General features: G+C 61.3%; 10 protein-coding genes. 6 read left to right on the top strand and 4 right to left on the bottom strand.

Annotated features, from left to right (window positions below; genetic code table 11):
* Positions 1–7 precede the first annotated feature (7 nt).
* Genes C4J88_RS05365 through C4J88_RS05355 form a run of 3 tightly spaced genes read right to left on the bottom strand, consistent with a single transcriptional unit; the run spans position 8 to position 2,237 of the window.
* Positions 8–517 (bottom strand): GNAT family N-acetyltransferase, encoded by a 510-nt coding sequence (locus C4J88_RS05365; RefSeq protein WP_124406394.1) that lies wholly within the window; start codon positions 515–517, stop codon positions 8–10.
* Positions 514–927, bottom strand: coding sequence for an NUDIX domain-containing protein (locus tag C4J88_RS05360; protein ID WP_124406393.1), 414 nt, complete (start codon positions 925–927; stop codon positions 514–516). The genes C4J88_RS05365 and C4J88_RS05360 overlap by 4 nt, the downstream gene beginning before the upstream one ends.
* Positions 924–2,237 (bottom strand): HD domain-containing phosphohydrolase, encoded by a 1,314-nt coding sequence (locus tag C4J88_RS05355; RefSeq protein ID WP_124406392.1) that lies wholly within the window; start codon positions 2,235–2,237, stop codon positions 924–926. The genes C4J88_RS05360 and C4J88_RS05355 overlap by 4 nt, the downstream gene beginning before the upstream one ends.
* Positions 2,238–2,458: 221 nt before the next feature.
* Here C4J88_RS05355 and C4J88_RS05350 point away from each other — a divergent pair, with 221 nt between their 5' ends.
* From C4J88_RS05350 to C4J88_RS05335, 4 genes are read left to right on the top strand one after another with little or no spacing between them, the layout of a single operon-like run.
* The gene (locus C4J88_RS05350) at positions 2,459–4,333 is read left to right on the top strand and encodes a bifunctional diguanylate cyclase/phosphodiesterase (protein ID WP_124406391.1); all 1,875 of its coding nucleotides are present in this window, start codon (positions 2,459–2,461) and stop codon (positions 4,331–4,333) included.
* 24 nt (positions 4,334–4,357) lie between these two features.
* On the top strand, positions 4,358–5,326 hold the full coding sequence (locus tag C4J88_RS05345; protein WP_124406390.1) for a cytochrome-c peroxidase: 969 nt from the start codon (positions 4,358–4,360) through the stop codon (positions 5,324–5,326).
* Entirely contained in the window at positions 5,323–7,149 is a 1,827-nt protein-coding gene (locus tag C4J88_RS05340) for a DAHL domain-containing protein (RefSeq protein ID WP_124406389.1), read from the top strand. Before C4J88_RS05345 ends, C4J88_RS05340 begins: the two co-directional genes overlap by 4 nt.
* Positions 7,146–8,525: an ATP-binding protein gene (locus tag C4J88_RS05335; protein ID WP_124406388.1), complete on the top strand. Its 1,380-nt coding sequence runs from the start codon at positions 7,146–7,148 to the stop codon at positions 8,523–8,525. Before C4J88_RS05340 ends, C4J88_RS05335 begins: the two co-directional genes overlap by 4 nt.
* A 30-nt stretch (positions 8,526–8,555) precedes the next feature.
* Here C4J88_RS05335 and C4J88_RS05330 read toward each other — a convergent pair whose 3' ends face one another.
* Entirely contained in the window at positions 8,556–9,071 is a 516-nt protein-coding gene (locus C4J88_RS05330; RefSeq protein WP_124406387.1) for a hypothetical protein, read from the bottom strand.
* Between the two features lie 141 nt (positions 9,072–9,212).
* Here C4J88_RS05330 and C4J88_RS05325 point away from each other — a divergent pair, with 141 nt between their 5' ends.
* Positions 9,213–10,832: an FMN-binding glutamate synthase family protein gene (locus C4J88_RS05325; RefSeq protein WP_124406386.1), complete on the top strand. Its 1,620-nt coding sequence runs from the start codon at positions 9,213–9,215 to the stop codon at positions 10,830–10,832.
* A 175-nt stretch (positions 10,833–11,007) separates the two neighbouring features.
* Positions 11,008–12,132, top strand: coding sequence for an OpgC family protein (locus C4J88_RS05320; RefSeq protein WP_124406385.1), 1,125 nt, complete (start codon positions 11,008–11,010; stop codon positions 12,130–12,132).
* Positions 12,133–12,230 lie beyond the last annotated feature (98 nt).

The raw sequence follows: 12,230 nt of genomic DNA, 5'->3' as shown, positions 1-12,230 counted from the left end.
TGCCCCCTTAACCCTCGCCGCGCAGCTCACGCCACATGTGGATCTTGTCGAAGTAGTCCAGGCCCACCCGCACCGCCAACGGTTCCAGGCCGTACTGGATAAAGCCGCAGCGCCGGTACAACGCAAAGGCGGCGTCATTGCCGGCGGTGACGGTCAGTTGGACCACCTTGAGGTGCGGGTGCTCGCGTGCCTGGTCGAGTGCCGCCTGCACCAACCGGCGGCCCAGGCCGTTGCGTTGATGGGCTGGAGTCACGTACATGCCGAACAACGTCACCTTGTGCCGCGCTTTCTCCCGAGGCTCGAACGCCAGGCCGACGATGCCGACCAGTGCGTCGCCTGCATATGCGCCGAGCAAACGGTCCAACGCACCGTCCAGGCGCTTTTGCCACCAACTCAACGGCATCGCTGCGCGCTCGGCGACGCTGGAGGTGAACGCCTGGGGATAAACATCATAGGCCTCGAGCATCAATGCCCGATAGGCTTCGGCATCGCAGGCATTGAGTGGGCGAATCGTCATGCGCCGATCAGCGACGCGCGGTAGAGCGGCAGGATCTGGTCACGGCTCAGCGGCGCCAATGGCAGGCCGCCGTCGCCCATGGGGTCGATCCAGCGTATTTCTTCAATTTCAGCGGCCGGGGTGACCGCCACGTCGATGTGCAGTTGGAACATGTCGGCCTGCACGGTGAAGCCCGGCTCGTTGGCCGCAGGCCCCGAGAACTGGCCGAGGTACACAGCTTGTGCCGGGTCGATATGCAGGTTCAGTTCTTCCCGCAGCTCGCGGGCCAGCGCCTCGACCGGTTGTTCGCCCGCGTCGATCTTGCCGCCGGGCTGCATGAAGGCCAGGGTCCCGCGTTTGCGCACCAGCAAGGTCTGGCCGTGTTTGTCGATCAGGACCGCGGCAGCGATGCGGATAATTGAAGGGCTCATGTGGGAATCGTTATCTCGTCGGGTTGTTTGATAAATACGCTGTATTTTGCGCCCTCCATCGATTCGAACGCGATCAGCTTGTCCACCAGCGGCAGGTTCAGCACCTTGCCGGCGTTGAGCAGGAGCATGCCGTTGTCGGCGTTGAGGTTGCGCGCCAGGACCATGCCGTCTTCAAGTTCGCGGGTGGTGAGGACTTTGACCGTGGGGTCGCCCAGGGTCACGTCGCTGAGGAAGGTGGCGCAGGCCTGCACAAAATCCTCGACCAACTCCAGGTCATAAAGGCGCCCGGCGTACTTGCGGATATACAGCAACGCTTCGTCGCTGTTCAGGTGCCGCTCCAGGATCAGGCCTTTTTGCAGCTCGATGAAGTCCACGGCCAGTTTCAGCAGCCGTGAACCCGCCGGGATCGCCTCGCCCTTGAGGTGGTCGGGAAACCCCGAGCCATCCCAACGCTCCTGGTGATGACGAATGATCCGCGCCGCATCCTTCATCGGCTCCAGGGTCATCAACAGCGACTCGCTCTGGGTCGGGTATTCGCGATACAGCGCGCGGTCGGTGCTGTACAGCTTGTCGGACGGCGCAACCATCATGCTGTCGGTCCAGCTCAGTTTGCCGATGTTGTACAGCGCCGCAGCCATGGTCAGGTCGCGGGTGCTGGCTTCATCCATGACCTGGGCGGCGCAGTACACGCGGATCAATTCGATCAACGCGCGGTTGGTCTGCTTGTCCTTGGGCAGCCGCAGGTTGGCCAGCAACGAAAACACTTCGGTACCGGTCACGTAGCTGCGCTTAAGCTCGTCGTAGGCCAGGTCGAGCATGTCGGCGGTCTGTTGCAGTTCGGCGGTACGCGCCGTCACACGCTTTTCCAGCGTGGCGTTCAGCGTTTTGAGCTGATCGTTCTGCTCCCGTGTGAGGCGTTCAAGCCGCTGATGTTCGAGGGTCTGCTGCAAGACCAGCTGCAACTCTTCGTCATTCCAGGGTTTGCTGATGTAGCGGTGAATCTGCCCATCGTTGATCGCCTTGACGATGGTGGTCAAATCGGCGTAACCGGTGAGCAGGATGCGGCCGGTGGCCGGGTACAGGCGGTGGACTTCCGCCAACAGCGTGGCCCCGTCCATACCGGGCATGCGCGCATCGCTCATCACCAGGTCGATGGGCCGGGTTGCCATGATTTCCAGCGCCTGGGCGCCGCTGGTGGCCAACACCACCTCGTAAGGCTGGCTGCGCAACAGGCGGCGCAGGCTGTTGAGGATCGACTCTTCATCGTCGACCAGCAGCACAGCGGACTTCGTAGCGAGTTGTTCATCCATGGCGACTCTGCCTTCAAATTAAACGATGTGAAGCTCGATTGAACCGGTGCGCCGTGCCGATCCAGGCCAGCAGCGCGAAAATGCTGTTGATTTGACGCCAACTGGCCGTCGATATCAAGGGAGCTCAGCTATGCTGTCACTGCATGTTCACACCCCTTTGATTGTAAAACCAGGGAAGGAATCGTTATGCCGTCGAGTCTTCTGCACAGGCGCAGGGCACCATGACCCCGGAATCAGGGCGGGCCAACCGTCGCATCCTGATCGTCGATGACACGGCCTCGATCCACCAGGATTTTCGCAAGATCCTCTGCGCCGATGAGCACGGCGAGCCCTCCCTGGACACCTTGGAGTCGGCCCTTTTCGGCACCGCCGCGCCGGTACGCCAGGCATTTGAGCTGGATTCTGCCTACCAGGGCCAGGAAGCGCTGGCGCTGGTGAACAAAGCCCTGCAGGCCCAGGCGCCCTATGCGCTGGTGTTTATCGACATGCGCATGCCCCCCGGTTGGGACGGGCTGCAAACCATCGAACAACTGTGGGACGTCGACCCCAACCTGCAAATTGCCCTGTGCACGGCCTATTCCGACTATTCCTTCGAGGCGATCGAAGCGCGCTTGAAGTACAACGACCAGTTGCTGATCCTGAAAAAGCCATTCGATCACCTGGAAATCCGCCAGATGGCCAGCGCCCTGACGTGGAAATGGCAACTGGCCCAGGACGCGGCGCTCAAGGTGATCAGCCTGGAGCGCACCATCGAAGAACGCGTGCAGGAACTGCTCAAGGTCTCGCACCTGTTGCAATACGACGCCCTCACCGGGCTGCCCAACAGTACGCTGCTGGGCGACCGGCTGACCCAGGCCATCGCCCTGGGCCGGCGACATGACACGCAACTGGCGGTGATGTTTATCGGGCTCGACCGCTTCAAGCGCATCAACAATGCCCTGGGCTACCCGGTGGGCGATGAAGTGCTCGAGCAGGTCAGCCAGAACCTGGTGGCAACGGTACGGGCGTCGGATTCGGTGTTTCGCTACGGCGCCGATGAGTTCGTGATCCTGCTCAACGATATCCAGCACCCCCAGCAAACCCAGCACATTGCGCAAAAAGTGCTGAATGCCATCAGCGCGACGCGGCACGTCGCCGGGCAGGACCTGAGCGTGACCGCGAGCCTTGGGATCAGCGTTTACCCCAACGACAGCGCCAACGCGGTGGGGTTGATCAAGCAGGCTGAAACCGCCATGCACACCAGCAAGGAGCACGGCCCGAACGACTTCAGTTTTTATACCGAAGACATGAACCTGCGCGCCCGACACCAGCAAAACCTGGAGAGCGCGCTACGCCAGGCGCTGGAGCGCGATGAGTTGGTGCTGCACTACCAGCCCAAGCTTGCGCTGGAATCCGGGCGGATCGTCGGCGCGGAGGCGCTGACACGCTGGTTTCATCCAAGGTCCGGCTGGATCAGCCCGGCCGAGTTCATTCCGGTCGCCGAAGACAGCGGCCTGATCGTGCGCCTGACCCAGTGGGTACTGCGCCAGGCCTGCGCACAAGCCCAAGCCTGGCGGCAGATGGGCCTGGCGCCGCTGCGCATGTCGGTGAATATTTCGGCGATCGACTTTCGCCAACGCAACTTCGTCGACAACCTGGCCGCCATCCTCGAACAGGCCGGCCTGCCGCCCGCCCTGCTGGAGCTGGAAATTACCGAAAGCGTGCTGATGCAGAACGTCGATGAAACCGTGGCGATCCTGCAAAGGATCAAGGCGCTGGGGGTGCGCCTGGCCCTGGATGATTTCGGCACCGGTTACTCCAGCCTCAGCTACCTGCGGCGCTTTCCCATCGATGTGCTGAAGATCGACCAATCCTTCGTGCGCGGCCTGAGCATTAATAGTCAGGACGAACAACTGATCAGGGCTATCATCGGCATGGGTAAAAGCCTGAAACTGGACATCATTGCCGAAGGCGTGGAAACCATCGACCAACTGAATTTCCTCAAAGCCCAGCGCTGTGAGGAGGGCCAGGGTTTTCTCTTCAGCAAAGCGTTGGCGCCGAAGGATTTCGTCCAGTTGCTGCAGGCGGGTAGCGCGACACTGATGCCCGATCAATAGCCCCAGGCCGCAAGGAGTGCTCGCTTGAGCCATGTTTCAACTGTCCGTACCGGCTTCATTCTCGCGTTGTGCCTGGGCAGCGGCGCACCGCTGGCCGCCGCACCGCTGAACGAGGCGCTCAAGCCCATGCCGGCAATACCGGCGCTGGATCCGGCCAAGGTCGAGCTGGGCCGCCAGTTGTTCAACGAGCCGCGCTTGTCGGCGAATAACACGCTGTCCTGCGCCAGTTGCCACCGCCTGGAATCCGGCGGTGCCGACAACAAGCCGTTTTCGATCGGCTTTGACGGTAAACCTGTGGTGCTCAACACGCCTTCGGTGTTCAACGCCAGCCTGAACTTCAAGCAGTTCTGGAATGGTCGGGTAGACACGCTGGAAGCACAGGTTGATCAGGTGGTCACCAGCCCCGTGGAAATGGGCAGCGACTGGAACACCGTGGTGCAGAACCTGGCGGCCCTGCCCGTCTACCAACGCGCCTTCGCCCAGTCTTATCCCGATGGCCTCAACGCCGCCAACGTGCAAAACGCACTGGCTACCTACGAGCGTACGCTGCTCACGCCCGACTCGCGCTTCGATCAGTATCTGCAGGGCAGCACCGAGGTACTGACCACCCAGGAAAAGTACGGCTACCAGCGCTTCAAGGAGTACGGCTGCATTGCCTGCCACCAGGGCGTGAATATCGGCGGCAATATGTTCCAGAAATTCGGAGTGATGGGCGACTACTTCCAGGCGCGCGGCAACCCGCAGGAGTCAGACCTGGGACGCTACCTGCTGACAAAGGACGAAGAGGACCGCTATGTGTTCAAGGTGCCCAGCCTGCGCAATGTCGCCGTCACCGCACCGTATTTTCACGACGCTTCGGCCAAGACCCTGGAAGAAGCGGTCGATGTGATGTTCAAGTACCAACTGGGGCGTAACCCGACCCAGGAAGACAAGGACCTCATTATTCAATTTCTCAAGACCCTGACCGGTAACTGGGCGGGCAAGCCACTATGAGACGCTTGTCACGCCTGTATCGCCGCCGCGCCAGCCAGGTGCTGCTTGGCCTGATGACCCTGTTCCTGGCTTCCACGCTGGTGTTTTTGTACCTCAAGTCTTCCCGCGACCAGACGGCCACTTATACCCAGTCGCGAGACTTGATCCGCCAGCTCCAGCAGCTCAATGCCCAGTGGGACAGCGAAGTGCTCAAGGCACGGATCGCGATTACCCACAACTACGACCCGCTGGTCATGCCCCTGACGGAAATGACCCGGATCGGCGCTGAACTTGCGAGCCGCGACTCCTACCACAGCGCTGCCGACCTGCCGGGTTGGCAAGCCAGCCAGGCGGCCTATCAGGCGGCCATCCAGGACAAAGCCCGGTTGGTGGACCAGTTCAAATCCCACAACGCGGTATTGCGTAATTCACTGGCGTTTCTGCCGACCGCCGAAGATGACATCCAGGCCCAATTCAACAGCATTGACGACGAAGGCCGCCTGCAAATGCAAAGCGTGGCCACCGACACCTACGACCTGCTGCTCAGCAGCCTGGAGTTCGCCCAGGTCACCAGCGACGAGCGCGCGGCCGATATCCTGGTGGGCCTGGGCAAACTGGCGATCAACAAACAGAGCCTGCCGGTTGAGTTCCAGGCGCCGGTGGACATCCTCAGCAATCATATTTCGCTGATCCTGCGCGAACAGCCGGTGGTCAACAGCCTGCTCGAACGGATTGCCGCCGTACCCGTGGCCGAGCACCTCGACGCGCTGACCACTCACCTCAATCAAGACCAGCAGGCCGCCGACCTCATCGATCATCAATACCACCGCTACCTGCTGGTGTTCTCGACGTTGCTGGTAGTGCTGCTGCTCTACCTGGCCGTGCGCCTGCTGCGCAGTTTCGCCGAGATCAACCGCGTCAACCGCGCCTTGCAATCGGCCAACGAAACCCTGGAACAACGGGTGGAACGGCGCACGCAACAACTCAAGGACGCCCAGAGCGAACTGCTCGACAGCGCCCGCCAGGCAGGCATGGCCGAGATCGCCACCAACGTGTTGCACAACGTCGGCAACGTGCTCAACAGCGTGAATATTTCCGCCGACCTGGTCAGCCGCAAACTGCGCAGCAGCAAGGCCCAGGGCCTGGGCAAGGCCATGCAACTGATCAACGCGCATCAGGGCGACCTGGGCAGCTTCCTCACCGAGGATGAAAAAGGCAAATTGCTGCCGGCCTACCTGAACCAACTGGTGGACGCGATTGCCAGCGAGCAGCAAGGCATGAGCGATGAGCTGGCGCAGTTGAGCAAAAGCGTCGACCACATCAAGGACATCGTCTCGACCCAGCAATCCTATGCCGGCGCTTCCAAGCTGCTGGAGCCTGTGGATATCGGTGCCCTGATGGACGATGCCTTGCGCATGAACGCCGGCGCCCTGAGTCGTCACCACGTCACGGTGGTCAAGGAATACGCGCCGGTGCCGCAGATTCTGGGGGACAAACACCGGTTGCTGCTGATCATGGTCAACCTGATCAGCAACGCCAAGTACGCCATGACCGGTCTTTCCGAGCGGCCACGGCAAATCACCCTGAGGGTCGAACAGGTAGATGACCAGACCCTTAAAATCAGTGTGAAAGACGACGGCGAAGGCATACCGGTCGAGAACATGACGCGGATCTTCACCCACGGCTTTACCACCCGCAAGGAAGGCCACGGTTTCGGCCTGCACAGTTGCGCCCTGGCCGCCGTGGAAATGCACGGCCAACTCACGGCTCACAGCGACGGACCGGGCCTTGGCGCGGTGTTTACCTTGACGATTCCCCTGACCCTTGTCGGAAGTACCGCATGAACCAGCCTCCCAACCGGCGCATCCTGCTGATCGATGACACCCCGTCCATTCATGAGGATTTTCGCAAGATCCTGATGCCGAGCGCGCCATCCAACGAGGCGCTGGACGAGATGGAGTCGGCGCTGTTTGGTGACACCGCCACGCCGCAAGCCCAGGCGTTCGAGCTGCACTGCGCCTATGGCGGCGAAGAAGGCCTGGCCTTGCTGAGCACCGCCATGGACGAGCAACGCCCTTACGCGCTGGCATTCGTGGATATGCGCATGCCCCAAGGCTGGGACGGCGCGAAGACCATCGAGCAACTGTGGAAGGTCGCACCCGACCTGCAAGTGGTGGTATGCACCGCGTACTCGGATTATTCCTGGGATGACCTGCTGTCGCGCCTGAACGCCTATGACCGCTTGCTGATCCTGAAAAAGCCGTTCGACAACATCGAAGTCCAGCAAATGGCCAACACCCTGGCCAATAAATGGGACATGGCCCGGCGCGCATCCCTGCAAACCCAGCATCTGGAACAGCTGGTGGAACAACGCACCCAGGCGTTGCAGTTGGAAATCAACGAGCGCAAGCACCTGGAAAGCCAGTTGGTGCAGTCGGAGAAGCTGGCCTCACTGGGGCAACTCGCGGCCGGCGTCGCCCATGAGATCAACAACCCGGTGGGATTCATCTCATCCAACCTCAGCACCCTCGACAGCTACTTCAACCAGTTGCAACAGATGCTGGAGGCTTATCAACACAGCGAAGCGCTGATCCCGGCGCAGGACCAGCGCGAGCGGCTCAAGGCGTTGCGCACAGAACTGGAACTGGAGTTTCTCAAGGAGGACATTCCGGTGCTGATCCGCGAGTCCAAGGACGGCATTGGCCGCGTGGTACAGATCGTCAAGGACCTGAAGAACTTCTCGCGGGTGGATAACGACCAGACCTGGCAGTTCGCCAACCTGCAACAGGGCATCGATTCGACGCTGAACATCGTCGCCAGCGAACTCAAGTACAAGGCCGATGTGGTCAAGCACTACACGCCCCTGCCGGACATCGAATGCCTGGCCTCGCAGCTCAACCAGGTGGTGATGAACCTGGTGATCAACGCCGCCCAGGCCATGGGGCCGGAGCGCGGCACCATCACCATCAGCAACGGCGTGGACGGCGACACCATCTGGTTGGAAGTGGCGGACAACGGCTGCGGCATTGCTCCCGACACCGTGCAGAAGATCTTCGACCCGTTCTTCACCACCAAGCCGGTGGGCGAAGGCACCGGGTTGGGGCTGTCATTGTCCTACGGCATCGTCAAGAAACACCGTGGGCATATCTCGGTCAGCAGCGAGCTGGGCAAGGGCACGACGTTTCGGGTGGTGCTGCCGATTCGGCAGACGGCGGCGTAGGGCACGCCGCCGGGTACGGCCAGTTACCCATCAAGCCTGCAGCGCTATTTTTTGCTGGCGCAGCGTCGCGGCCAGGTCTAACAAGCCTGAACCTTCGCGCAGCCCTTTTTTGACGGACTCAGGCGTGGCGTCGTTCCTTACCACCGCATTGAGGTAACCGTTGGCTATCGCATGGTAATCGCCGGTAACCGCACCGAGAAGCGCCTTGTCAAAACCGTCTTCGCGGGTTTTACGAAACCCGTCCAGCGCCCCGCTGATGGTGCCATCAAGGCCTGGCTTAGCCTTTGCAATTCCCTGCAACACGTTGCTCATGCCTGGGATAAACCACAGGCTCTTGGCCGCGTCAGCGGCAAACCGCTGGAATTTTCCCGGTGGGGTGCCGTCGCGGTACGCGTGGGAAGTGTGGTGGTGCTGAGCGGATTGCATTCGCTGCTCAGGGTCGATCGCGGCGGACGCGCCTTGATGAATGATGGAAGGGCCGAAAGCGGCAGATATGTTCGACATGAGCGATGACTCCAAGAGCATGAGAGAAAGGGCGTCCTGCACGATAGTGGCCGCCTTTCGCCGAACGGTTCCATGGCCCGCGCCTGGCAAATGCCGCCCCAGAGCCTCCGATCCTTGTCCCCTGTTTCAGTACAGGCGCAGAATGGCGGATCGACCTCAAGAGTCCGAACCAAGGAAAACCGTATGAGCCTGTCGTTACTAAGCCGTTACGCGTTCTTTGCCGTATGCATCCTGTTCACCCTTGCCAGCCTGCCCTTTATCGAACATGAATGGCTGTGGCCCATCACGATAGTCACCGGCCTGCTCAGTTTGATCGGCATATTCGACCTGCTGCAAAGCCCCCACGCCGTGCGCCGCAACTACCCGATCCTGGGCAATATCCGTTATCTGGTGGAAGCCATCCGCCCGGAAATCCGCCAGTACCTGCTCGAATCCGACAGCGATGCCCTGCCCTTCTCCCGGGCCCAACGTTCGCTGGTGTATTCACGCGCCAAGAACGAAACCGCAGACAAGCCCTTCGGTACCTTGATCGACGTCTATCAGTCGGGCTTTGAATTCATCGGCCACTCCATGCGGCCCGCGCCGTTGAGCGACCCCAGCGCGTTTCGCGTAATCGTCGGCGGCCCGCAGTGCACACAGCCGTACTCGGCGTCGGTGTTCAATATTTCGGCGATGAGTTTCGGCTCACTGAGCGCCAACGCCATTCGCGCGCTGAACCAGGGCGCCAAACTCGGCAACTTCGCCCATGACACCGGCGAAGGCAGCATCAGCCCCTACCACCGCGAAAACGGCGGCGACCTCACTTGGGAACTGGGTAGCGGGTACTTCGGCTGCCGCACCAGTGACGGCCGCTTTGACCCGGAACGCTTTGCCACCCAAGCGCAAGACCCGCAAGTGCGCATGATCGAAATCAAGATGAGCCAGGGCGCCAAACCCGGCCATGGCGGGATCCTGCCCAAGCATAAAGTCACCCGGGAAATCGCCGACACCCGCGGCATCATGATGGGTGAGGACTGCATCTCGCCGTCACGCCACAGCGCGTTTTCCACGCCGATCGAACTGATGCAATTCATCGCCCGGCTTCGCGAGTTGTCCGGCGGTAAACCGGTGGGGTTCAAGTTCTGCCTGGGCCACCCCTGGGAGTTCATGGGCATCGCCAAAGCCATGCTCGAAACCGGCATCCTGCCGGACTTTATCGTGGTCGACGGCAAGGAAGGCGGCACCGGCGCGGCACCGGTGGAATTCACCGACCACATCGGCGTGCCGCTGCGCGAGGGCCTGCTGTTCGTGCACAACACTCTGGTGGGCCTGAACCTGCGCGACAAGATCAAGCTCGGCGCCAGCGGCAAGATCGTCAGTGCTTTCGACATCGCCAGTGTGCTGGCCATCGGCGCCGACTGGGCCAACTCGGCGCGCGGCTTTATGTTCGCCATCGGCTGCATTCAGTCGCAGAGCTGTCACACCAACAAATGCCCGACCGGCGTCGCCACTCAGGACCCGCTGCGCCAACGTGCGCTGGTGGTGCCGGACAAGGCCCAGCGCGTGTTCAACTTCCACCGCAATACCCTCCACGCCCTGGCGGAAATGCTCGCCGCCGCCGGGCTGGAGCATCCTTCGCAGTTGTCGGCCAAGCACTTGGTGCGACGCATGTCGGCGACCGAGATCAAGCTGTTCTCGCAACTGCATGTGTTCCTCAAACCGGGTGAGCTGCTCACCGGCGAGGTGAACGGCGAATTCTATTCGCGCATGTGGCAGATGGCGCGGGCGGACAGTTTTGAACCGCATGAAGTAGCCGCCGCCTGATTCACACGGTTGAAGCCTGCCCGGCCTTCGGGCAGGCCACTGAGACATTCGGTAATACCCAGCCTTTTGCAATCGCTTACAAATACCGCCAACCTGCGCCCGCCCGACGTGCGGCGTACGACAACGCGCGCGCTCGCCACCCCTCACTCAACAACTTGTTCAAGAGCCCGCTGCCATGCTGAACGGACGCGATCCACGCATCGATTTTTTTCGGGGCCTGGCGTTGATCTTCATATTCTGGGATCACGTGCCCCACAATCCCCTGGCCCATGTCACCGTGCAGAACATCGGGTTCAGTGACGCCGCCGAAATCTTCGTATTCCTGGCCGGCTACGCGGCGGTGCTGGCGTACGGCAAGATCCTGCAGCGTGAGGGTTATTTCATCGCCTGTTTAAGAATCCTGCGCCGGGTGTGGACGCTCTACGTGGTGCATATTTTCCTGCTGGCGCTGTTGATGGGCATCGTGATATTGGCCAACAGCCATATCGAAACCCGCGACCTGGTGCAGGAGATGGGCCTGGAGTATTTCCTCAACAATACCCAGCAGGCCCTGGTCGATGAATTGCTGCTGCGGTTCAAGCCCAACCTGACCGACCCTTTGCCGTTGTATATCGTGCTGATTCTGAGCCTGCCCCTTACGCTGCCATTGCTGTTGCGGGTGCCGAGGGTCGCGGTGGGCGTTTCTGTGGCGGTGTACCTGCTGGCGCCCTGGCAGGGCTGGAACCTGCCGGCCAGCAACGGCGGGGTCTGGTACTTCAATCCGGTGACCTGGCAGTGCTTGTTTATCCTCGGCGGCGCAGCGGCCTTGCGATCAGCACGCCCGGCTGAGCAGCGGCCTGTGTTGCGTCAACCGTTGTTCCTGGCGGCTGCGGCGTATGTACTGACGAGCTGCGTGATCACCCTGTCGTGGCGCTGGCCCGAGGTGCACGATGCCTGGATGCCACGCCTGATCGGCGAATGGCTGTACCCCATCAGCAAGACCGACCTGTCACCGGTGCGCTTGCTGCACTTTTTGGCCCTGGCCTATGTCACCGCCAAATTGCTCCCCGGTGTCGGCTGGACGCAACATGCACTGGCCCGGCAACTGGGGCGGATGGGGCGCTACTCGCTGGAAGTCTTTTGCCTGGGTGTGGTGTTGGCGCCGTTGGCGGACATGGCCAACGCCCTGACCGGTGACACCTTCTCCATGCAGATATTCACCGCGCTGGTGGGGGCCGCAGTGATGATGCTGTTTGCCGCGTGGCTGGAATTCAACAAGCAATTGGACCAGCGCAGAGCCGCTGTCGCCGCGCCTGGTTAGTGCCGGGCTGATTGACATGTGGGAGGGGGCTTGCTCCCGATGGCGGTGGGTCAGCTACACATTAGCTGGCTGACACACTGCTATCGGGAGCAAGCCCC

It is taken from the genome of Pseudomonas sp. R4-39-08 (genome assembly GCF_003852275.1).
Classification (GTDB): Bacteria; Pseudomonadota; Gammaproteobacteria; order Pseudomonadales; family Pseudomonadaceae; genus Aquipseudomonas.
The sequence above is the reverse complement of the archived record's forward strand: the minus strand, read 5'-3'. Positions and strand labels throughout refer to the sequence as shown.

Coding starts and splice junctions, on each gene's coding strand:
- C4J88_RS05360 (WP_124406393.1), bottom strand. CDS start 927: ATGAGCCCTTCAATTATCCGCATCGCTGCCGCGGTCCTGATCGACAAA.
- C4J88_RS05325 (WP_124406386.1), top strand. CDS start 9,213: ATGAGCCTGTCGTTACTAAGCCGTTACGCGTTCTTTGCCGTATGCATC.
- C4J88_RS05340 (WP_124406389.1), top strand. CDS start 5,323: ATGAGACGCTTGTCACGCCTGTATCGCCGCCGCGCCAGCCAGGTGCTG.
- C4J88_RS05365 (WP_124406394.1), bottom strand. CDS start 517: ATGACGATTCGCCCACTCAATGCCTGCGATGCCGAAGCCTATCGGGCA.
- C4J88_RS05350 (WP_124406391.1), top strand. CDS start 2,459: ATGACCCCGGAATCAGGGCGGGCCAACCGTCGCATCCTGATCGTCGAT.
- C4J88_RS05355 (WP_124406392.1), bottom strand. CDS start 2,237: ATGGATGAACAACTCGCTACGAAGTCCGCTGTGCTGCTGGTCGACGAT.
- C4J88_RS05335 (WP_124406388.1), top strand. CDS start 7,146: ATGAACCAGCCTCCCAACCGGCGCATCCTGCTGATCGATGACACCCCG.
- C4J88_RS05320 (WP_124406385.1), top strand. CDS start 11,008: ATGCTGAACGGACGCGATCCACGCATCGATTTTTTTCGGGGCCTGGCG.